At 62.2% G+C, this 22,008-nt stretch carries 19 protein-coding genes and 1 tRNA gene; 16 read left to right on the plus strand and 4 right to left on the minus strand.

From position 1 onward, the window contains the following. Positions 1-81 precede the first annotated feature (81 nt). Positions 82-927, minus strand: a complete 846-nt coding sequence (locus P0D84_RS06170) for an alpha/beta fold hydrolase (RefSeq protein WP_408333603.1) — start codon at positions 925-927, stop codon at positions 82-84. Next, positions 924-2,462: an O-acetylhomoserine aminocarboxypropyltransferase gene (locus P0D84_RS06175; protein WP_408333606.1), complete on the minus strand. Its 1,539-nt coding sequence runs from the start codon at positions 2,460-2,462 to the stop codon at positions 924-926. Before P0D84_RS06175 ends, P0D84_RS06170 begins: the two co-directional genes overlap by 4 nt. A 239-nt stretch (positions 2,463-2,701) precedes the next feature. On the opposite strand from P0D84_RS06175, the gene P0D84_RS06180 reads away from it, so the two are divergent. The 4 genes from P0D84_RS06180 to P0D84_RS06195 all read left to right on the plus strand — a co-directional run bounded on the left by P0D84_RS06180 (position 2,702) and on the right by P0D84_RS06195 (position 8,099). Further along, positions 2,702-3,166 carry a CBS domain-containing protein gene (locus P0D84_RS06180; RefSeq protein ID WP_408333609.1) on the plus strand — a complete coding sequence of 155 codons (465 nt, stop codon included), beginning with the start codon at positions 2,702-2,704 and terminating at the stop codon, positions 3,164-3,166. Positions 3,167-3,310: 144 nt separating this feature from the next. Then, entirely contained in the window at positions 3,311-5,248 is a 1,938-nt protein-coding gene (locus tag P0D84_RS06185; protein ID WP_408333612.1) for an MFS transporter, read from the plus strand. A 220-nt stretch (positions 5,249-5,468) separates the two neighbouring features. After that, positions 5,469-6,569 carry a chorismate synthase gene (gene aroC / locus P0D84_RS06190; protein WP_408333615.1) on the plus strand — a complete coding sequence of 367 codons (1,101 nt, stop codon included), beginning with the start codon at positions 5,469-5,471 and terminating at the stop codon, positions 6,567-6,569. A 54-nt stretch (positions 6,570-6,623) separates the two neighbouring features. Beyond that, a complete protein-coding gene (locus P0D84_RS06195; RefSeq protein WP_408333618.1) occupies positions 6,624-8,099 on the plus strand; it encodes a tetratricopeptide repeat-containing glycosyltransferase family protein in 1,476 nt (491 codons plus the stop codon). Between the two features lie 100 nt (positions 8,100-8,199). Here the strand turns inward: P0D84_RS06195 and P0D84_RS06200 are convergent, their stop codons facing one another. Beyond that, positions 8,200-9,873: an electron transfer flavoprotein-ubiquinone oxidoreductase gene (locus P0D84_RS06200; RefSeq protein ID WP_408333621.1), complete on the minus strand. Its 1,674-nt coding sequence runs from the start codon at positions 9,871-9,873 to the stop codon at positions 8,200-8,202. A 188-nt stretch (positions 9,874-10,061) separates the two neighbouring features. Here P0D84_RS06200 and P0D84_RS06205 point away from each other — a divergent pair, with 188 nt between their 5' ends. Next, positions 10,062-10,838, plus strand: coding sequence for an SDR family oxidoreductase (locus tag P0D84_RS06205; protein ID WP_408333624.1), 777 nt, complete (start codon positions 10,062-10,064; stop codon positions 10,836-10,838). 304 nt (positions 10,839-11,142) lie between these two features. Continuing rightward, positions 11,143-11,574, plus strand: coding sequence for an acyl-CoA thioesterase (locus P0D84_RS06210; RefSeq protein WP_408333627.1), 432 nt, complete (start codon positions 11,143-11,145; stop codon positions 11,572-11,574). Positions 11,575-11,851: 277 nt separating this feature from the next. Here the strand turns inward: P0D84_RS06210 and P0D84_RS06215 are convergent, their stop codons facing one another. Next, positions 11,852-12,397, minus strand: a complete 546-nt coding sequence (locus P0D84_RS06215; protein WP_408333630.1) for a LuxR C-terminal-related transcriptional regulator — start codon at positions 12,395-12,397, stop codon at positions 11,852-11,854. 273 nt (positions 12,398-12,670) lie between these two features. Here P0D84_RS06215 and P0D84_RS06220 point away from each other — a divergent pair, with 273 nt between their 5' ends. The 10 genes from P0D84_RS06220 to rplT all read left to right on the plus strand — a co-directional run bounded on the left by P0D84_RS06220 (position 12,671) and on the right by rplT (position 21,876). Beyond that, positions 12,671-13,375, plus strand: coding sequence for a CoA transferase subunit A (locus P0D84_RS06220; RefSeq protein WP_054040428.1), 705 nt, complete (start codon positions 12,671-12,673; stop codon positions 13,373-13,375). 2 nt (positions 13,376-13,377) lie between these two features. Further along, the gene (locus P0D84_RS06225; protein ID WP_074282763.1) at positions 13,378-14,019 is read left to right on the plus strand and encodes a CoA transferase subunit B; all 642 of its coding nucleotides are present in this window, start codon (positions 13,378-13,380) and stop codon (positions 14,017-14,019) included. A 415-nt stretch (positions 14,020-14,434) separates the two neighbouring features. Beyond that, on the plus strand, positions 14,435-15,346 hold the full coding sequence (locus P0D84_RS06230) for an alpha/beta fold hydrolase (RefSeq protein WP_408333635.1): 912 nt from the start codon (positions 14,435-14,437) through the stop codon (positions 15,344-15,346). Between the two features lie 101 nt (positions 15,347-15,447). Continuing rightward, positions 15,448-15,801 carry a RidA family protein gene (locus P0D84_RS06235; protein WP_408333638.1) on the plus strand — a complete coding sequence of 118 codons (354 nt, stop codon included), beginning with the start codon at positions 15,448-15,450 and terminating at the stop codon, positions 15,799-15,801. A 62-nt stretch (positions 15,802-15,863) separates the two neighbouring features. Then, positions 15,864-18,107, plus strand: a complete 2,244-nt coding sequence (locus P0D84_RS06240; RefSeq protein ID WP_408333641.1) for a RelA/SpoT family protein — start codon at positions 15,864-15,866, stop codon at positions 18,105-18,107. Positions 18,108-18,236: 129 nt separating this feature from the next. After that, a tRNA-Val gene (locus P0D84_RS06245) sits at positions 18,237-18,313 on the plus strand. A gap of 249 nt (positions 18,314-18,562) precedes the next feature. Next, positions 18,563-20,470 (plus strand): threonine--tRNA ligase, encoded by a 1,908-nt coding sequence (gene thrS / locus P0D84_RS06250; RefSeq protein WP_408333643.1) that lies wholly within the window; start codon positions 18,563-18,565, stop codon positions 20,468-20,470. 49 nt (positions 20,471-20,519) lie between these two features. Next, the gene (infC, locus tag P0D84_RS06255) at positions 20,520-21,044 is read left to right on the plus strand and encodes a translation initiation factor IF-3 (RefSeq protein WP_074263967.1); all 525 of its coding nucleotides are present in this window, start codon (positions 20,520-20,522) and stop codon (positions 21,042-21,044) included. A 245-nt stretch (positions 21,045-21,289) separates the two neighbouring features. After that, positions 21,290-21,487, plus strand: a complete 198-nt coding sequence (rpmI, locus tag P0D84_RS06260) for a 50S ribosomal protein L35 (RefSeq protein WP_074282768.1) — start codon at positions 21,290-21,292, stop codon at positions 21,485-21,487. A 29-nt stretch (positions 21,488-21,516) separates the two neighbouring features. After that, a complete protein-coding gene (rplT, locus tag P0D84_RS06265; RefSeq protein ID WP_006052502.1) occupies positions 21,517-21,876 on the plus strand; it encodes a 50S ribosomal protein L20 in 360 nt (119 codons plus the stop codon). Positions 21,877-22,008: the final 132 nt, after the last annotated feature.

A 22,008-nucleotide genomic window follows, 5' to 3' on the forward strand; every position in this document is an offset into this window, starting at 1 on the left:
GTATCGGGCTATGCGCGCAACCTGGCCATTCGGCCGATGGCGCGTCTGCACGGGTGCGCTTATCGTGACGACTCACAACGATTACTGACCACCGTATGAAACAGTGCCTGTGGTTTTCGAGGCGAAGCTGAACAGCGCGTCGAGCGTGGCATCGGGCTGCTCGGTCATCAGGGCGTGGCCGGCTTCGAGCGTCACGGTGTCGACCGGTACGCCGGCTTGAGCGAGCGCGTCGGCGAGCGCTTTGGCCGCGCGTGGCGGCGTCATCGCATCGCGCCGGCCCACGATCAGGCGCGTCGGGCAACGCACCTCAGCGGCTCGTGTGAGGCCGTCCGCGTAGCCGTTGCACGCGGTGAAGTCGGTGTGGAACAGGTGCGTTTCGCCGCTCGCCGAGACACGCTCCATCAACCGCTGGTTCATGCCGTGCAGCCAGAAGCCCGGGCCCGGGCACGACGGTTTGGCGGCGAGCGTCGAATGCGACCATTGATTGACCATCTCGATTGCTTCGGGCTCGCGATGCAGGGCGGCGTCGAGCAACGCGTCGGAGACGGCCATTGGGATGGCGGTGGCGAGCAGCGCCAGGTGCGTGACGCGCTCCGGATAGCGGCCGGCGAAGTCGAGTGCGATTAGCGAGCCCATGCTGTGGCCGGCCACGAATGCGCGTTGTACGCCGGCGGCGTCAAGCAGGGCGGCCAGCCAGTCGGCCATTGCTGTCACGGTGGTGAGCGCGGGGCCGGCGCTGCGGCAGTGGCCGGGCAGATCGACCGCCAGTACGCCGAAGCCGTGATGCGCGAAGTAACGCGTTTGCAATGCCCACACGCTATGGTCATGCTCGGCACCGTGGATGAACACCGCGGTCGGCAGGCTGGGGTCGAAGGGTTTGCCGCCGGTGTACGCGTAGGCGGGCTTGCCTTGAACGGTGAGGATCATGCGGACTCCGGGCGTGGTTTGGTTGCGTCAGCGGATGGGCTGGATGAATTGTCCTGAGCCTGCGGGGTGGATGAACCGGATAGGTTGTCGGGGGCCTGCGGGGTGGATGAACTGGTTAGGTTGTCGAGGGCCTGCGGGGCGGACGAATTGGACAGGCTTCCTTGCGCCGAAGCAGCGGATGAACTGGACGGGCTGTTTTTCGCCGCGCCGGACGAACCAGATGGTCCGCTCCCCGGCACCCTCGTCCCGCTCGCCTTCTGCGCGGCTTTCAGCGCACGCTTGAGGTCGTCGATCAGATCGTCGGGGTCTTCGAGACCGATCGACAGGCGGATCGTGCCTTCGGCGATGCCGGCTGCGGCGAGTGCGGCGGCGTCCATGCGGAAGTGCGTCGTCGATGCAGGGTGGATGACCAGTGAGCGTGCGTCGCCGACGTTCGCGAGGTGCGAGAACAGCGAAAGCGTTTCAATGAAGCTGCGTCCGGCGGCGCGGTCGCCGCGCAGAGTGAAGCTGAACACCGCGCCCGCGCCGCGCGGCAGCAGACGCTTCGCGAGCGCATGGTCCGGATGCGATGGCAGTTCCGGATAGGCGACGGCTTCGACGGCGGGGTGTGCGCACAGGAATTCAACTACCTTGCGCGTATTCGCGACGTGCCGTTCCATGCGTAGCGGCAGCGTCTCGATGCCTTGCAGGAGTTGCCAGGCGGCCTGGGGATGCAGGCAGGCGCCGAAGTCGCGCAAGCCCTCGCGGCGCGCGCGCAGGAGAAACGGTGCGACAGTGCTTTCCTCGGCGAATACCATGCCGTGAAAGCCCTCGTACGGTTCGGTGAATTCGGGAAAACGGCCGGATGCGTTGAAGTCGAACGTGCCGCCGTCCACGAGCACGCCGCCGATCGTGGTGCCGTGCCCGCCAAGGAATTTGGTCGCCGAGTGATAGACGAAGTCGGCGCCATGGTCGAACGGCTTGAGCAGGTAGGGCGTGGTGAAGGTCGAGTCGACCAGCAGCGGCACGCCGTGCTCGTGCGCGATTTGCGCCACCGCGGCGATATCGAGCACGTCGAGGCCGGGGTTGCCAAGCGTCTCGCCGAACAGCAGGCGCGTGTTCGGCCGCAGCGCGGCGCGCCATGCGTCGGGATCGCCCGGTTTGACGAAGCTTGTCTCGATGCCGAAGCGCCGCAGCGTGTAGTGCAGCAGGTTGTGCGAGCCGCCGTACAACGCGCTGGAGGCGACGATATGGGCGCCCGCGCCCATCAACGTAGCGATCGCCAGATGGAGCGCAGCCTGGCCGCTCGCTGTACCGATCGCGCCCGCGCCGTTTTCCAGCGCGGCAACGCGTTCCTCGAACACGGCCACAGTCGGATTCGAGATGCGCGAATAGACGTGGCCGGCGCGCTCCATATTGAAGAGCGCCGCGGCGTGGTCCGAGTCGCGGAACGAAAACGACGTACTCTGGTAAATAGGCGTGGCGCGCGCGCCGGTGGTGGGATCGGGGGCGGCGCCGGCGTGCAGCGCAAGCGTATCGAAACGGTTGGCGGACATCCTGGGCGGCGAGGCCACGGACAGCCTCGCGAAAGGTGAAAGTGGCGGCCATCCTATCACCGGCGTGAATCGCTTCAAGCGCGGTTTTCCCGATGCGCGCGGTCTACATGGCGCCGGACTGAGCTTGCAAACGCCCGCTGCGCCTTGGCGGGCGGGCCGCTTTCCTTTTATGGGCCTTTCCGCTAGGATCGAAAGTCATTCAGGCATTATCAGCTTAAGCGGCATCACGGAGACAGATCATGCGAGTCAGCGACATTCTTAAAGTCAAAGGCAACACCCTTTTCACGGTTACGCCGGATACCACGCTGCACGACGCAGTCAATACCATGGCCGAGCACGATATCGGCTCACTGGTCGTGATGGAATACGGCGACCTCGTCGGCATGCTGACGTTTCGTGAAATTATTCTGACCTTGAGCAAACACGGCGGCAGCCTGGGTACCGCAACGATCCGCAAGTTGATGGACGACCATCCGCTCACCTGCACGCCCGAAACGGACGTCAACGAGGTTCGTCGCATGATGCTCGAGCATCATGTGCGCTATTTGCCGGTGATGGAAAGCCGCACGCTGATGGGCGTGATCTCGTTCTACGACGTCGCGAAGGCCGTGGTCGAAGAGCAGGGTTTCGAAAACCGCATGCTCAAGGCCTACATCCGCGACTGGCCGGAAGAGCAGCAGGAACAGCAACCGGCGCCGCGCTAACTAACTTAACGAGCAGCGGCTCACCGCGGCGTTCGCGCCGTTGCCGTGAGTGTGAAAATGCGGTCAAGCGCGCGCGAAAGCGTGCGCTTTTTTTGTGCCTGGCTCTTCCCTTTTTGTGATTGTTTAGCCCGTTCCCCGAACTTAATGAGCGATCGTCCGTTACCCGCCGCCCGCCGCGCCGCTCGCCCACACGAGGGGCACGAATCCCAGTTCCGCCTGCTCGGGCAGCGCCGTTTCGCGCCGTTTTTCTGGACCCAGTTCCTCGGCGCGATGAACGATAACGTCTTCAAGATCGGCTTCACGTCGCTCGTCACGTATCAGGCGGCGCGCTTTTCCGGTGTCGATCCGAAAACGGCTGCGTTCCTGATCTCGGCGATTTTCATTCTGCCGTTCGTGCTGTTGTCGGCCACCTCCGGCCAGATCGCGGACAAGTACGACAAGGCGATGCTCACGCGCTTCGTCAAAAGCTTCGAAATCGTCGTCATGCTGATCGGCGGCGCGGGTTTCTGGCTGCATAGCGCGCCCCTGCTGTATCTGTGCACGTTTCTGATGGGCGTCCATTCGACCGTGTTCGGCCCGGTCAAGTATTCGTACCTGCCGCAGCATCTGTCGAAGTCGGAACTGGTCGGCGGTAACGGGATGGTTGAGATGGGCACCTTCGTCGCGATCCTGATCGGCACGATCGTTGGCGGCGTGGGCGCGGGTTTCGTCGAACACGGCGCCGTGGTGCTGGCCTGCGCCTGTGTCGGGATTGCGCTGGTGGGGCGGCTGGTGTCGAACTTCGTGCCGGTTACGGCGGCGCCGCAGCCCGATCTGCGCATCAACTGGAATCCAGTCAGCGAGACCTGGCGCAATCTGAAGCTCGCGCGCGAAAACCGCACGGTGTTTCTGAGCCTGCTGGGGATTTCCTGGCTGTGGTTCGTCGGCGCGACTTTTCTGTCGTCGTTTTTCAGCTTCGCGAAAAATGTGCTGTCCGCTGATCCGGATGTCGTGACCGTGCTGCTCGCCACCTTCTCGATCGGCATTGGTTTGGGTTCGCTGATGTGCGAAAAGCTCTCGAAGCGGCGCATCGAAATCGGCCTCGTGCCGCTCGGCTCGATCGGCATGAGCGTGTTCGCGATCGATCTGTTCTTCGCGAGTCACGCGTTGCCGGAGGCGGGGCATTTGCTGAGCGTCGGCGAATTTCTCATGCGGCTCGCTCATTGGCGCGTGCTAGCCGATCTGTTCCTGCTCGCCATGTTCGGCGGCCTCTATAGCGTGCCGCTCTATGCGCTGATCCAGAGCCGTAGCCAGCCGAGCCACCGGGCGCGCATCATCGCCGCGAACAACATTCTCAATTCGCTGTTCATGATCGTTTCGTCATTGATGGCGATGGCGCTGACCGCGGCGGGTTTCAGCATTCCGGCGATTTTCCTGGTCACCGCGTTGCTGAACATCGTCGTCGCGACGTACATCTATTCGCTCGTGCCCGAGTTTTTGCTGCGTTTTATGGCCTGGGTGCTGGTGCATACGTTCTACCGGATTCGCCTGGTGCATGCCGAGCGAATTCCGGAAGAGGGCGCGGCCGTGCTGGTGTGCAACCACGTGAGCCTCGTCGATGCGATCGTCATCATGGCTGAGAGCCCGCGGCCGATCCGCTTCGTGATGGACCATCAGATCTTCAGGACGCCGTTCGCCGGCTGGGTGTTCCGCCACGCGCAGGCGATTCCGATCGCGCCCGCCCATCAGGATCCAGAGTTGCTGACGCGCGCTTATGAGCGTTGTGCAGCGGCGCTGGCTGAGGGCGACCTGGTCTGCATCTTCCCGGAGGGCAAGCTGACCAAGACCGGCGAGATGAATCCGTTCCGCCATGGCGTGACCGAGATCGTGCGCCGCACGCCGGCGCCGGTGATACCGATGGCGCTGCGCGGGCTGTGGGGCAGCGTGTTTTCGCGCGCCAACGACGCGCGCTGGCCGCGGCCGATCCAGAAAGGTGTGATGAGCCGGCTGACGCTGGCGGTGGGTGAACCGATCGATCCGGCTGAGGCGACGCCGGAAGCGCTGCAGCAGATCGTTACTGAACTGCGCGGGGCGCGGAAGTAGCGTGGCCGGATGGCGGCTTGCCGATCGGGTCCGTGCGCAAGCTGCGGCGTCATGGAATTCGCGGCTGGGTCAGTGTCGCGGCAGGAATTCCTGCCCTTCCCTCTGCGGCCCCGCCACGCCGGAGACTTGTCCAGAAGGCATAGACCGGCGCGCGCTGCGGCCCTAGGCCCTTGGGGGCTGGCATAATAGTGCCTTCCCCGCATTTCTTTGGACGACGCCCATGTCCGGCAACACGCTCGGTACGCTTTTCACTGTCACGACCTTCGGCGAATCGCACGGCCCCGCTATCGGCTGCGTGATCGACGGCTGCCCGCCCGGCATGGCGCTTAACGAAGCCGATATCCAGCTTGAACTCGACCGCCGCAAACCCGGTACGTCGCGTCACGTCACGCAACGTCAGGAAGAAGACAAGGTCGAGATCCTCTCGGGCGTGTTCGAAGGTCAGACCACCGGTGCGCCGATCGCGCTGCTGATCCGCAATACCGATCAGCGCAGTAAGGACTACGGCAACATCGCGGACACCTTCCGTCCCGGTCACGCCGACTATACCTATTGGCAAAAATTCGGCATTCGCGACTATCGCGGCGGCGGCCGTTCGTCGGCCCGTTTGACTGCGCCGACCGTGGCAGCCGGCGCGGTGGCGAAGAGATGGCTGCGCGAAAAGTTCGGTACAGAGATCCGTGGCTACATGGCGGCGCTCGGCGAGATCAATGTCCCGTTCGTCGACTGGGCGCACGTGCGTGAGAACCCGTTCTTCGTGCCGAATGCGGAGATCGTGCCGGAACTCGAAGATTATATGGACGCGTTGCGCAAGGACGGTGACTCGATCGGCGCACGCATCAATGTCGTGGCTTCCGGGGTGCCGGTCGGGCTCGGCGAGCCGCTGTTCGACCGCCTCGATGCGGACATTGCCCACGCCATGATGGGCATCAATGCGGTGAAGGGCGTCGAGATCGGCGCGGGCTTCGCCAGTGTCGCGCAACGCGGCTCGGTGCATGGCGACGAATTGACGCCAGAGGGCTTCGTCGGCAATCACGCGGGCGGCGTGCTCGGTGGCATTTCGACCGGGCAGGACATCACGGTGTCCATCGCGATCAAGCCGACTTCGAGCATTCGCACGCCGCGTCGTTCGATCGACAAGGCAGGGCAGCCGGCGATCGTCGAAACGTTTGGGCGGCATGACCCTTGCGTCGGCATCCGCGCCACGCCGATCGCCGAATCCATGCTCGCACTGGTACTGATCGACCACGCATTGCGTAACCGTGCGCAATGCGGCGATGTCGCCGTGAGCACACCGAAGATCGCCGCGAGCGCGCCTTAAAGCGGGTTCTCCGAGCGCCTTCGTACCGGCACCGCGCGCCGTGGCATCGTCTCCATGACTGATACGACCTCCGAGCCGGCAGATCGCCAACTCGCGGCTCTGCGCATGCGCGCCGCCGCGCCGCAAGCCGGTGCAGCCGATTGTCTCGTGTTCGGACAAACGCTGCTGCAACGCGCCGGCCGTGACAAAGCCAGCCAGCGCGAGGCGCTTGCCGCGCTGGTGCGCGCTTATCAGCTCGACCCTTCGTGCGAACCCACATTGCTCCACACGATTGCGCAGACGGCGTTCATCGTGCGCGACTGGGTGCTCGTCGATTCCGCCGCGACGCTGCTTCTCGAACGGAACCGCGAAGACGCCAACGCGTTGATCTGGCGCGCCGCCGCCGTGCAACAGCGCAACGACTTCGACACGGCCGAGCGGCTGTTGCGCGAAGCGGTGCGTGTCGTACCCGGCAATCCGGTGGCGCTTCACAAGCTCGCGTTGTGCGTGAAGGAGCAGGCGCGTTTCGCGCAAGCGGAAGCATTGCTCAGGCAGGTGCTTGTGCTGTCGCCGAATAACGCGCATGCGCAGTTCGATCTGTCTGAACTCGAAATCCGCACAGGACGGTTCGCCGAGGGCTGGGCGCATTACGAATCACGCGTTGCGTTCGGCGACGATCTGAATAACGCGCAGCATGCGCTCGCCGCGATCAGCCCGCATTGGCGGGGCGAATCGCTGGAAGGCAAAACGCTGATCGTGTATGGCGAGCAAGGCAATGGCGACTGTCTTTGGGCGGTGCGCTTTCTGCCGCGGCTAGCCGAGCGCGCGCGGCGTGAGGGCGGCCGGGTGATTTTCGGTCACGACGGGCCGTTGCGGCATCTATTCGAACGGATGCTGCCTGCCGACTTGCCGCTCGAAACAAGCCTTGAAACGCGGCCTGATTTCCATTGCGGATTGATGAGCTTGCCGTTACAGCTTGGTGTTTTCGATGCAACAGGGTGGGGTGCGCCGTATCTGAGCGCCGAGCCTGCGCGTGTGCAGGCATGGTGTGGGCGGGTTCAGGCGCACACGGCCGGCAAGCCGGGCAATCGCAAGGTCGGCTTGGTGTGGAACGGCAATCCTGACCATATCCGCGATATGCGGCGCTCGGTGCCGGTCGAGCAACTCGAGTCGCTATTGAATGTGCCCGGTGTGACCTATTTTGCGTTGTCGCCAGGGCGTAGTGAAACTGTCGTGCTGTGGCGGGCCAAGGGTCTCGATGTTGTCGACTTGACCCACCATTTTCAGTCCGGATTCGATGACGTCGCTGCGTTGCTGGCGAATCTGGATCTGGTCGTCACGATCGATAGCGGGCCTGCGCATCTGGCGGGAGCGCTCGGCGTGCCGACGTGTTTGATGATCGATCATGTCTCGGCATGGTTTTGGGGCGACGAATCGCGCACCACGCCTTGGTACGACTCTATTGAACTCTTTCGACAGCCTGAGATTGGCGCGTGGGCGCCGGTGCTGGCGAAAGTGCGAGAACGGATTGAAGTGATGCGGAGCGCTTGAGTTTTTTGTATTGCAAACCTCATCTCCTGCCTCCGCCCACTCATCGCGTTGCGATCGCGCGCCGATAAAAAACGCCGCGTGGAAGCGGCGCTTGTGTGCATTACATATTCGGATAGTTCGGACCGCCGCCACCTTCAGGCGTGACCCAGACGATGTTCTGGGTCGGGTCCTTGATGTCGCAGGTCTTGCAGTGCACGCAGTTCTGCGCGTTGATCACCAGCCGTTCGCTGCCGTCGTCGTTCTTCACGAACTCGTACACCGCCGCCGGGCAATAGCGTGACTCCGGTCCCGCATAGGTCTGCCAGTTCACATTTACCGGTACCGAAGGGTCTTTCAGCGTCAGGTGAGCCGGCTGGTTCTCTTCATGGTTGGTGTTCGAAATGAACACCGAAGAGAGACGGTCAAACGTCAGCTTCCCATCCGGCTTCGGATACACGATCGGCTTGCACTGCGACGCAGGCTTCAGCATTTCGTGATCCGAATGCTGGTGATGCAGCGTCCAGGGCACATTGCCGCCTAACAGCTTCTGCTCGATGCCGACCATCAAGGTGCCGAGGTACAGGCCCTTGCTCATCCACTGCTTGAAATTACGCGCACGATGCAACTCAGTGTGCAGCCACGAGGTCTTGAACGACTCCGGATAAGCGGTGAGTTCATCGCTGGTGCGGCCTGCCTGGACGGCATCAAAGGCCGCTTCAGCCGCCAGCATGCCGGTCTTGATCGCCGCGTGCGAACCCTTGATCCGCGATGCGTTCAGGAAGCCCGCATCGTCACCCACCAGCGCGCCGCCCGGGAACACCAGCTTCGGCAGCGACAGCAGGCCGCCGGCGGTGATCGCCCGCGCGCCGTACGACACCCGCTTGCCGCCTTCGAGCACCGCGCGGATTGCCGGATGCGTCTTGTAACGCTGGAACTCCTCGAATGGCGACAGATACGGGTTCGTGTAGCCGAGACCGACCACAAAGCCCACCACCACCTGGTTGTTATCCATGTGATACAGGAACGAGCCGCCGTACGTATCATTTTCGAGCGGCCAGCCAGCCGTGTGCATGACCAGACCCGGCTTGTGTTTCGACGGATCGATTTCCCACAGTTCCTTGATGCCGATACCGTAGACCTGCGGATCGACGCCTTCGCGCAGCTTGAATTTATCGTTCAACTGGCGACCGAGATGTCCGCGCGCGCCTTCGCAGAACAGCGTGTATTTCGCGTGCAGTTCCATGCCGAGCTGGAAATTCTCAGTAGGCTCGCCATCCTTGCCGATCCCCAGATTGCCGGTGGCGACGCCTTTGACCGAGCCATCGTCGTTGTAGAGAATCTCCGCGGCCGGAAAGCCCGGAAAAATTTCGACACCCAGCGCCTCAGCCTGCTGACCCAGCCAGCGCGTGACATTCGCGAGGCTGACCACGTAATTGCCGTGATTCTTGAAGTTATCCGGCAGCGCCCAGACCGGCACGCTCTTCGAGCCGGTTTCGGTCAGGAACAAAAACCGGTCCTCGGTCACTTCAACGTCTAAAGGCGCGCCTTTTTCTTTCCAGTCCGGAATCAGTTCGGTGATCGCGCGCGGATCCATCACCGCGCCCGACAGGATATGAGCCCCGATCTCCGAGCCTTTTTCGAGTACGCACACGCCAAGCTCGACGCCATTTTCAGCCGCCAGCTGCTTCAGGCGGATCGCTGCGGACAGCCCAGCCGGGCCGCCGCCGACGATCACCACGTCGTATTCCATCGACTCGCGCGGGCCGTACTGCTCAATGAGACTTGCGGGGGTCATTGATGCTCCTCTTACCGTTAGAATGCTTTTTTCGGGATCGTATTGTGGGCGATGGTCTCTTGCACTGCAACCCGATGAGCAGAGATTAGCACGATCGTTCTATTTTTGTGATACGGTATGACCCGTAGTGACGGGCTTACCGCACCTGTCAACTGCGTCTGTAACAATAACCGAACAAGGGAACGACAATGGGCCGTTCGATCAATCTGGAAGGCAAGGTCGCGCTGATCACGGGCGCCTCGAGCGGGTTGGGAAAGCGCTTTGCTCAGGTATTGTCGCAGGCGGGCGCGAAGGTCGTGCTGGCAAGCCGCCGCACCGAGCGTCTGAAGGAGCTGCGTGCCGAGATCGAAGCCTCCGGCGGCGCGGCGCATGTTGTCTCGCTCGACGTCACGGACTATCAGAGCATCAAATCAGCCGTCGCCCACGCGGAAACCGAGGCGGGCACGATCGACATTCTGGTGAACAATTCAGGCGTGTCGACCACGCAGAAGCTCTCGGAAGTCACGCCGGCGGACTTCGAATATGTGTTCGACACTAACACGCGCGGCGCCTTCTTCGTCGCCCAGGAAGTCGCCAAGCGCATGATCATGCGCGGCAACAATGCGCAGAAGCCGTCGTACCGGATCATCAACATCGCGTCGATGGCGGGTTTGCGCGTGCTGCCGCAGATCGGCCTGTACTCGATGAGCAAGGCCGCGGTCGTCCATATGACCAAGGCCATGGCGCTGGAGTGGGGCAAGCACGGCATCAACGTGAACGCCATTTGCCCGGGCTATATCGATACTGAGATCAATCATCATCACTGGTCGACCGAGCAGGGGCAGAAGCTGGTGTCGTTGCTGCCGCGTCATCGGGTGGGCACGCCGGAGGATCTGGACGGACTGTTGCTGCTGCTGGCGGCCGACGAATCGCAGTTCATCAACGGCTCGGTGATTGCTGCCGACGACGGGTTCGGGCTGGCCTGAACGCTCGTTGGGCCGCTCGGGGCCGCATTCGACCTCGGTTGGAGGGCGTGACGCGACTTTTGCGCCGCCGTCGGGAAGCTGTGGCGCCTTCTTGTTAGCGCCGCCTCGCCCGGCGTCGGCGTCTTGCGTGTAGCCGAAACGCGGCAGCGCACGTCCGGCGCCGCGGATTGGCACACAGTCGAAGAAAAACTGTTTTACACGCGCAGGCCTTCTGCTGACGGAAGGCCTGCGTTATTTTGTTGGTCATTTCTGCGCCGGCCCGCGTGCCGGCTTCAACCTGATTTCAATCCGTTAAAGAAGTACGATGAGCCATTTTCATGCAGTTTTCGAGATGTCGATGCCGATCCGCTGGGGCGACATGGACGCATTCGGCCATGTGAACAACACGGTCTATTTCCGCTACATGGAGCAGGTGCGGATTTCCTGGTTCGAACAACTGGGCCTCGTCGGCAGCAACGCCGACGGGCAGGGGCCGGTGATCGTCAACGCGTCGATGGAATTTCTCAAGCAGTTGCACTATCCCGGCGATGTGATCGGCAGGATGTCCGTGGCGACGCCCGGGCGCAGCAGCTTTGACACCGGCTTCGAACTCGTGCGCGCCGACGATCCGACCACCGTGTATGCACGCGGCGCCGCGCGCTGTGTGTGGATCGACTACGCCGCGGGCAAGTCAGTGCCGGTTCCGGATTTGTTGCGCGCGACCATCGAGGGTGCCGCGCTGGTCAAGGCGGCTTGAGCGTCAGCCTCCTGCAACGACCTGGCGGTAGCCACGGTGAACAATGGCTGTGACCGGCATATTCGAAGCCTGGCCCCTGAATGCAGTCGAACCTGGAAGCCTTCTTCAGGTTCGTTGCGGGCTGCCTGATGCCTCCTGCCTCGTACGTCGTCCTCACGCATCAGGCCGGACCCTCACCGAGCCGGCACTTCATGCATCGAGGCCGGACCCTCACCGAGCCGGTACTTCATGCATCGAGGCCGGTCCCTCACCGAGCCGGCACCCCCAATCCCAGCCCTCAATGCCCGAGCAAGCGTTGCAACAGTTCGGTCGCGTTCCCCGTATCGTACTTGCGCATCAGCCGCGCGCGGTAGACATCGACCGTGCGCGAACTGATATCCAGCGCGCGCCCGATCTGCTTGCTGGTTTTGCCCGTTACCAGCTGCGCGGCGATTTCCCGCTCGCGCGGCGTCAATTCGACCGCTACGCGGCGCGTCGCGCTCAAGTCCTCAAAGGTCCATACACCGGCTGCGTGCGGGTCGGCGCGTTGCTGCGCGCGGCCCGTCACGTGGCACCAGAATAGTTCCCCGTTGGCCCGCTTCATGATCCGGTCGTCCGCATAGCTGCCCTGCGCGGTCATGATCGGCGGAATTCGCGTGCCGATGCGCTCGAATTCGTCCGTCGACGGATACAGGACCTGGAACGACTGGCCGAGCAGCGCCTCGCGCGTGCAGCCGAATATCGACGCCAATTCGTCGTTGCAGTCTTCGATGATCCGTTCGCGCGACAACACGAGTCCGATCGGGGCGAGGTGAAACGCGGTTTGGTAATCCAGTGCAGGCATGGGTTGGCGGCAAGTACTTATGTATTTTTGCGTATTGTGCCGCATGGCGCGCGCAGCGTACTCTTTCGGGCACATGACAACGCGGCGAAGCGTCGGCGGCAGGCATCGGCGCCATGCAGGGTAAGCTGAGCGCAGGGCCGGCCGCGGATGACTAGAATGACGTGTCGGGCATTCGCCCGCTGTGCGCCATATCGAAGTCGCAACGATCCGGCGGCCGGCGTACCGGCGGCCGGCGTACCGGTTTAGGGTTTCCATAAAGGAAGGGACATACTGATGAACAAGGTCTATCCAGGCGCCGCCGAGGCGCTGAAAGACATCGTCAAGGACGGGCAGACGTTTGCCGTCGGCGGCTTCGGGCTGTGCGGCATTCCCGAGGCGCTGATCGCGGCGCTGCGCGATTCGAAGGTGCAGGGCATCACCTGCATCAGCAACAATGCGGGCGTCGACGGTTTCGGCCTCGGTCTGTTGCTCGAAACGCGCCAGGTCAAGAAGATGATTTCGTCATACGTGGGCGAGAACAAGGAGTTCGAGCGCCAGTATCTGGCCGGCGAACTCGAACTCGAATTCACGCCGCAAGGCACGCTCGCCGAGAAGCTGCGCGCCGGCGGTTCGGGCATTCCGGCGTTCTTCACGAACACCGGCTACGGCACGCTGATTGCCGAGGGCAAGGAAACCCGCCAGTTCGGCGAGAACCACTACGTGCTCGAACACTCGCTGACGGCCGACGTTGCTTTGGTCAAGGCATGGAAGGCCGACAAATCGGGCAACCTGATCTATCGCCGCACGGCGCGCAACTTCAACCCGATGTGCGCGATGGCCGGCAAGATCACGGTCGCCGAGGTCGAGGAAATCGTTGAAGTGGGCGAACTCGATCCGGATGCGATCCATACGCCGGGCATTTTCGTGCAGCGCATTGTGCTCAATGCGAATCCGGAAAAACGCATTGAACAACGCATCGTCCGCGCGAAAGGAGACTGATCATGGCATGGACTCGTGACGAAATGGCCGCACGCGCGGCAAAGGAATTGCAGGACGGTTTCTACGTGAACCTCGGCATCGGCTTGCCGACGCTGGTGGCGAACCACGTGCCGGCGGGCGTCGAAGTGTGGCTGCAGTCGGAGAACGGCCTGCTCGGCATAGGCCCGTCGCCGACCGAGGAAGAAGTGGATGCCGACCTGATCAACGCCGGCAAGCAGACGGTGACCACGTTGCCGGGGTCATCGATTTTTTCGTCGGCGGATTCGTTCGCGATGATTCGCGGCGGCCACATCAACCTGGCGATTCTGGGCGCAATGCAGATCAGCAAGAAGGGCGACCTGGCCAACTGGATGATCCCCGGCAAGATGATCAAGGGCATGGGCGGCGCGATGGATCTGGTGGCGGGCGTCAAGCGCGTGGTCGTGCTGATGGAGCACGTCGCGAAGGGCGATCAGCACAAGATCCTCGAAGAATGCACGCTGCCGCTGACGGGCGTGGGCGTGGTGGATCAGATCATCACCGATCTCGGCGTGATCGAGGTGACGGAAGACGGTCTGAAGCTGACTGAACTGGCCCCGGGCGTCAGCGTCGAGGAAATCAAGGCGAAGACCGGCGCACCGCTGGATGTCAGCGCGGTGAGCTGAGTGATTGGATGAGCCGGCCGTCTCGGTCCATGTGACCGGCGCCCGGCGGGCGGTAACGCAAGTTGCCTGTGAATCACGGGCGGCTTGCGAAGCGGGTTGAAGCGGGTTGTAAGCGGGCGAGGCGTGAGTCTCGCCCGTTTTGTTTGGTGCCGTCTATCCGTTGCTGGGCCCGGTATCGACGCAACGCTGACCGGCCGTTGTGACGATCACGTATGCCGTTTTGCGCTACCTGCATCCGGGCGCCTGCGCCGGGGCTTTCACCTCGGGGCATGTCGAGAGCATCCTGGTCAGTCTTAGGCCGTTTGGCCGATCCTTGCTGCGAGGCAAAGCGGTTTACAATCGTTTGAAGATTCGACGTTCATTTCCCACCGCTTGGTCTGCGCCGAGCCCGCAGCGCTTTTTGCAAGGAGCCCAGATGACCGAAACGTCCGCTTCCACCGCCGAGCGGTCCGCGCCGCGCCAACGTTATGTGCAGTGCGCGAGCGCCGGTGGCCTGCACCGGATCGCATACACCGAGTGGGGTGATCCGGCCAATCCGCGTGTGCTGCTGTGCGTGCACGGCTTGACGCGCTCAGGGCGCGATTTCGACCGGCTTGCGGCGGAATTCGCCGGCACGTACCGCGTGGTGTGTCCGGATGTGGCGGGGCGGGGCTTGTCTTCGTGGCTCGGCAACCCCAACTTCTACGGCGTGCCGCAATACGTCGCCGACATGATCACGCTGATCGCACGCCTGAACGTCGAAACGGTCGACTGGTTCGGCACCTCGATGGGCGGCCTGATTGGACTCGCGCTGGCCGGCCTGCCGGAAACGCCGATTCGCAAGCTGCTGCTGAACGACGTCGGGCCGCATCTGGAACCGGCGGCCGTGCAGCGCATCGCCGATTACCTAGGCAAGCCCGTGCGTTTCGAAACGCTGCAGCAAGGCATCGATTACGCCGCCTTGCTCGCGCAAACTTTCGGCCCGCTCACGCCAGAGGAGTGGCGCGAGATCAATACGCCGCTTTTGCACCAGCAAGGCGGCGAATGGCTGTTCCGCTATGACCCGCGGATCGCCGTGCCGTTTGCCGCGACCACCGAAGAGGCGGCCAAACTCGGCGAGGCTGCGCTATGGCAGTCGCTGGCTGCGTTTCAGGGGCCTGTGCTGGTGGTGCGCGGTGAGCAGTCGGATCTGCTTTCTCGTGAGACCGTCGCCAGGATGGTCGAGAGCGGGCGCGCCGTATCGAGCGCGGAAATCGCGGGCGTGGGGCATGCGCCGGCGTTTCTGTCGACCGATCAGATCGACCTCGCGAGGCAGTTCTTTATCGGGCCGGCCGCTGACGCGTCATAATATCGGGTTCCGCGCAGCGTCCGTGAGCCTTGAGCCTTGGGCGAGCGGACGCAATGCGGGACGCATCTTCGATCAATTTTCAACCAACCTCAGGATTCTTCATGGCAGTCATTCGTCACCACGTCGGCAAGCGCCTCTCGGAAATCGCCGTGCACAACGGCACCGTGTACCTCGCCGGTCAGATTGCTGAAGACGCGGACCAGGACATCACGGGTCAAACGCGCGAAGTGCTCGGCCACATCGACCGTTTGCTGGGTGAAGTGAACAGCGACAAGTCGCAGTTGCTGTCCGTGCAGATCTACATCTCGGACATGGTGCATTTCGCCGGTATGAATGCCGTGTGGGACGAGTGGGTCGCACAAGGCGCCACGCCGCCGCGCGCTACCGTGGAAGCCAGGCTCGCGAACCCGAAGTGCCTCGTCGAGATCGTTGTAGTCGCTGCGCAGCGCGATTAAGGCTGGCTCGCAGTTGTTGTTGAAATTCCATTGATCCGTCTGGCCCGGTGGGCCGTCGCACCATGACTACCGAAATCGTTACGAGCACGCCGACACCCCTGCCTTCCTTCGACGAAGCGATGGCGTTCGTGCGCGAACATGCGGGCGAGGTACGGCTCTCATCCGGCGAGTTGCTGGCGGATCATGCGGCGGGTACGGCGTCGATCATGCGCACGCTCAACGTCGATCCGCCTGCTGTGCTGGCGGCGGCCTTGTTCGCGTTGACGCCGCATCTGCGAGACCCGGAGCGTGTGATCGCCGACAACTTCGGCGAAGAAGTCGCGCAACTGGTCGGCGACGTGCGCAAGTTGCTGCGCTTGGGCACCGTGAGTTTGCGTGCCGCGCAGAATGCGATTCCCGAAGCCGGGCGTGACGCACAAGCCGCACGCCGCGCCCAGGTCGAGGCGCTGCGCAAGATGCTGCTTGCGTTCGCGCAGGATATTCGGGTGGTGTTGATCCGGCTCGCGTCGCGCTTGCAATCGTTGCGTTATTACGCGGCGGCGAAAGTCACGCCGTCGCCCGACGTCGCGCGTGAGACGCTCGATATCTACGCGCCGCTCGCGAACCGTCTGGGCATCTGGCAACTGAAATGGGAGCTCGAGGATCTCGCGCTCCGTTTCGAAGAGCCGGTCACCTACAAGCGCATCGCCAAGCTGCTCGACGAGAAGCGCGTCGAGCGCGAGAGTTATGTTGCGCAGGCGATCGAGCGCCTGCAGCGCGAGCTGGCCGCGGCGCATGTCCAGGCCGAAGTCAGCGGCCGGCCCAAACACATCTACAGCATCTGGCGCAAGATGCGCGGCAAGGAGCTGGACTTCGCCGAACTGTACGACGTGCGTGCGTTTCGCGTCATCGTGCCGGACATCAAGGATTGCTACACGGTGCTCGGCATCGTGCACAACCTGTGGCAGCCGGTGCCGAAAGAGTTCGACGACTACATCTCGCGGCCGAAGCCGAACGGCTATAAATCGCTGCACACGGTCGTGATCGGCGACGACGGCCGCGCATTCGAAGTGCAGATCCGCACGCAGGAAATGCATCAGTTCGCCGAGTACGGCGTGGCGGCGCACTGGCGCTACAAGGAAGCGGGCACGCGGGGTTACGGCGGGCAGTTCAGCGCCAATGAGAAGTACGACGAGAAGATCGCGTGGCTGCGTCAGCTGCTCGCGTGGAAAGATGAAGTTTCGGAAGGCGAGCACGGCGAGAAACGCGCGGCGCAGCCGTGGGAGCAACTGCGCCAGGCCACGCTCGACGACGACCACATCTACGTGCTCACGCCGCAAGCGCGCGTGATTCCGCTGCCGCACGGCGCGACACCGGTGGACTTCGCGTATCACCTGCATAGCGAGCTGGGGCATCGCTGCCGTGGCTCGCGTGTCGACGGCGCGATGGTGCCGCTCAACACACAACTGCAGAACGGCCAGACGGTCGAGATCGTTGCGGTCAAGGAGGGTGGTCCGTCGCGGGATTGGCTCAACCCGCAGCTTGGATATCTGCAGAGCCATCGGGCGCGCCAGAAAGTGCGCGCGTGGTTCAACGCGGTCGAAGTGCAGGAGCACATTGCAAGCGGCCGGGCGATGGTCGAAAAGACCTTGCAGCGCGAAGGCAAGACCTCGGTCAATCTCGATCAGCTCGCCGCGAAGCTCGGCTTCAAGACTACCGACGATCTGTTCTCGGTGGTCGGCAAGGAAGAATTCAGTCTGCGGCTCGTCGAGCAGGCGCTGCACGATGCGCCGCCGCCCGAGCCTGTCGTCGAAGCGCCTGAGCAGTTCGAGAAGCGCAGCAGTGGCGCGAGCGTTGCACGCGGGGCTTCCACGGGTGTGCTGGTGGTCGGCGTCGACGCGTTGCTCACGCAACTCGCGCGTTGTTGCCGTCCCGCACCGCCCGACGATATCTGCGGGTTTGTCACGCGCGGCAAGGGCATGTCGATCCATCGCAGCGATTGCCCGACCTTCCTGCGCATGGCCGATCGCGCGCCGGAGCGTGTGCTGCAAACCGCATGGTCGGCAGATGTCATGAGCGGTCGCGGGCAATCGGTCTATCCCGTCGACCTCAGCATCGAGGCGACAGATAGGCAGGGCCTGTTGCGCGATATCTCCGAAGTTTTCGCGCGCGAGAAAATGAATGTGATCGGCGTGAAGACGCAATCGCGTCGTAACGCCGCGTTCATGCAGTTCACTGTCGAGGTATCGAATGCCGCGCAAATTCAGCGCGCGTGTACGTTGCTCGGTGAAGTAGCAGGCGTGATGCGCGCTTCGCGAAAAAGTTGACGCACGGACGAGGTGGCGGGTGCCAGCGGGCATTCGTTCAAAGCGCGCGAGCGCGTGCGTGGGAATTTAAAGTCGGTGCATAAAAGTACTTGCCAAGCGGTGTGGGGCTCCATATAATCTCGTTTCTTCAGGCTCGTAGCTCAGCTGGTTAGAGCACCACCTTGACATGGTGGGGGTCGTTGGTTCGAGTCCAATCGAGCCTACCAACGAAAGAGAAATTCCGGTTTGACCGGGGTTTCGCAAACTGCAGCAAGCGCCTCGGCGCAAAAGGTGAGTAGGGTATGACACCGCGAACGTTGGCCGAAACTACTTCGGAGCGACGCTAGTCGAGGACCACTTTCGCCAATGTAGTTTGCAGGAAATGTGAATGCGGCCCCTCGAAAGCGGGGCCGCATTTTTTTTGGCTTATTTGATGGTTGTATGTGCCGCCGTCGGTCGGCACCACGGAGAACGCAATGGTTTCGATACGTCTGCCTGACGGTTCTGTTCGACAGTACGAGCATCCGGTGACCGTCGCCGAAGTGGCCGCCTCGATCGGCCCCGGCCTCGCGAAGGCTGCGCTCGGCGGCAAGATCGACGGTGAGCTCGTCGATACCTCCACGCTGCTCGATCATGACGTGGCGCTCGCTATCGTCACGGATAAAGACGCCGACGGTCTCGATATCATTCGTCACTCCACGGCGCATTTGCTCGCCTACGCGGTGAAGGATCTGTTCCCGGAAGCGCAAGTCACGATCGGCCCGGTGATCGACAACGGCTTTTACTACGACTTCGCCTACAGCCGTCCCTTCACGCCCGAAGATCTCGAGAAGATCGAAAAGCGCATGCAGGAACTCGCGAAGAAAGACGAGCCGGTCTCGCGGCGCGTGGTGTCGCGCGACGAAGCGGTGGACTACTTCAAGAGCATCGGCGAAAAGTACAAAGCCGAGATCATCGAATCCATTCCTGTCAGCGACGAAATCAAGCTTTACTCGCACGGCGGCTTCACTGATCTGTGCCGCGGCCCGCACGTGCCGTCCACCGGCAAGCTGAAGGTCTTCAAGTTGATGAAGCTGGCCGGCGCCTATTGGCGCGGCGACTCGAAGAACGAGCAGTTGCAGCGTATCTACGGTACGGCCTGGACGAAGAAGGAAGACCAGGACGCGTATCTGCACATGCTCGAAGAGGCTGAAAAGCGCGACCACCGCAAGCTCGGCAAGCAACTGGATCTGTTCCATATGCAGGACGAGTCGCCGGGCATGGTGTTCTGGCATCCGCGTGGCTGGACGCTGTGGCAGCAGGTTGAGCAGTACATGCGCCGCCGCGTGAACGACGCCGGCTACCTTGAAATCAAGACGCCGATGATCATGGACCGTTCGCTCTGGGAAGCGTCGGGCCACTGGCAGAACTATCGTGAAAACATGTTCACGACCGAGTCGGAAAAGCGTGATTACGCGATCAAGCCGATGAACTGCCCGGGTCACGTGCAGGTGTTCAACCACGGTCTGCGTTCGTACCGCGATCTGCCGCTGCGTTATGCGGAATTCGGCTCGTGCCACCGCAATGAGTCGTCGGGCGCGCTGCATGGCCTGATGCGCGTGCGTGGTTTCGTGCAGGACGACGCCCACATTTTCTGTACCGAAGACCAGTTCATCAGCGAGTCGATCGCGTTCAACACGCTGGCGATGAGCGTGTACAAAGATTTCGGCTTTGACAGCGTCGAGATCAAGCTCTCGCTGCGCCCGGACGCGCGCGCCGGTACGGACGAGACGTGGGACCGCGCGGAGCAGGGCCTGCGCGAGGCGCTGACGGCTTGCGGCGTGACGTGGGAAGAGTTGCCGGGCGAGGGCGCGTTCTACGGGCCGAAGGTCGAATACCATATCAAGGACGCGCTTGGCCGCTCGTGGCAATGCGGTACGTTGCAGCTCGATATGGTGCTGCCGGAGCGCCTCGGCGCCGAATACGTCGCCGAAGACAATAGCCGTCGCCGCCCGATCATGCTGCACCGGGCAATCGTCGGATCAATGGAGCGCTTTCTCGGTATTCTGATCGAGCACCATGCTGGTGCAATGCCGCCGTGGCTCGCGCCCATGCAGGTTGTGGTGATGAATATCGCGGAAAGTCAGGCCGAATATGCACAGTCCCTAGCCCAATCGTTGCAAAAACAAGGGGTTAGAGTAGAGGCTGATTTGCGCAACGAGAAGATTAGCTATAAAATACGCGAGCACACGCTGGAGAAGGTGCCGTACCTGCTTGTGGTCGGCGACAAAGAGCGTGAAGCCCAAACGGTAGCCGTGCGTGCCCGTGGTGGTGTCGATCTGGGCGTGATGCCTCTCGATACCTTCATTGAGCGTCTGCGCCAGGACGTGCAGTCGTTCAACTGAGCCACTTGGCAGCCCGGCTCGTTTTTTTAATTTTTAGAGGAAACGTAACATCGCTACTGATAAGTCTGCGCACCGCATCAACGGTGAAATTACAGCACCCGAGGTGCGTCTGGTCGGCGTCGAGAACGAACCGCTCGGCATCGTGAAACTCGCTGATGCGTTCCGCATGTCGGAACAGCAAGATGTGGATCTGGTCGAAATCGCTCCGCAAGCGGTTCCGCCGGTCTGCCGTCTGATGGATTACGGCAAGTTCAAGTACTCGGAAGCGAAGAAGCAACACGAGGCCAAGCTGAAGCAGAAGATTGTCCAGGTCAAGGAAGTCAAATTCCGCCCGGGCACCGATGACGGCGATTACAACGTCAAGCTGCGCAACCTCATCCGCTTCCTCGACGACGGCGACAAGACGAAAATCACGTTGCGTTTCCGTGGCCGCGAAATGGCCCACCAGGAAATCGGTATGCGCATGCTCGAGCGCCTGCGCACGGACCTCGACGAAGTCGGTCAGGTCGAGCAGATGCCGAAAATGGAAGGGCGCCAGATGATCATGGTGCTCGCGCCGAAGAAAAAGAAGTAAGCAATTGGAACGGCGGCGCGCCGTGTGGTGCGCGTTCCGGTTGTGAAAGATTGAACGATGCTGTGCCGGGTGTCCGGCGCCGCATCGGTAGGTTTCGGAACGGCGCATGTGCAAATGTTGCCGCTCCTGAAAAGCGGCTGCCGGCGGTATCGGCGGTCTGCATACCAAGTGGAATGGGTTTCGAAGGGCGGGTAATGGCCATCTGGCCGACCGCACACCCATATCCATCTAATAATGGAGTTGTCATGCCGAAGATGAAGACCAAGAAGAGTGCTGCAAAGCGCTTCGTGGTGCGTCCGGGCGGTACCGTCAAGCGCGGTCAAGCCTTCAAGCGCCACATTCTTACCAAGAAGACCACCAAGAACAAACGCCATTTGCGCGGTTCCACGTCAGTTCATGAGTCAGATATGAACTCCGTGCGCGCAATGCTGCCGTTCGCTTAACCCTTAACCGAAACTCATAGGAGCAAGATATGCCTCGAGTAAAACGTGGGGTTACCGCACGGGCCCGTCACAAGAAGATCATCAAGCTGGCCAAGGGTTACCGCGGCCGTCGCAATAACGTCTATCGCATCGCCAAGCAGGCGGTCATGCGCGCAGGCCAATACGCCTACCGCGATCGCCGCAACAAGAAACGTGTGTTCCGTGCATTGTGGATCACGCGTATCAACGCGGCGGTGCGCCAGCACGACATGACGTACAGCGTGTTCATCAACGGCCTGAAGAAGGCTTCGATCGAACTCGACCGCAAGGTGCTGGCCGACATGGCTGTGTTCGACAAGGCTGCTTTTGCTGCGATCGTTCAGCAGGTGAAAGCCGCCGTTGCAGCCTGATTGCGCTTTGGGCAATTAAACTGCGTGGTTCGTTGCAGCGAACATCCGGTAGTCTCGGTGACGCTGCAGCAAAAACGGGGCTCCTCACCGAGCCCCGTTTTTGTTGGTAGAACCAGTTTTGCTTCGATAGAA

The organism is Paraburkholderia sp. RL17-337-BIB-A (genome assembly GCF_046025895.1).
Lineage (GTDB): Bacteria > Pseudomonadota > Gammaproteobacteria > Burkholderiales > Burkholderiaceae > Paraburkholderia > Paraburkholderia fungorum_C.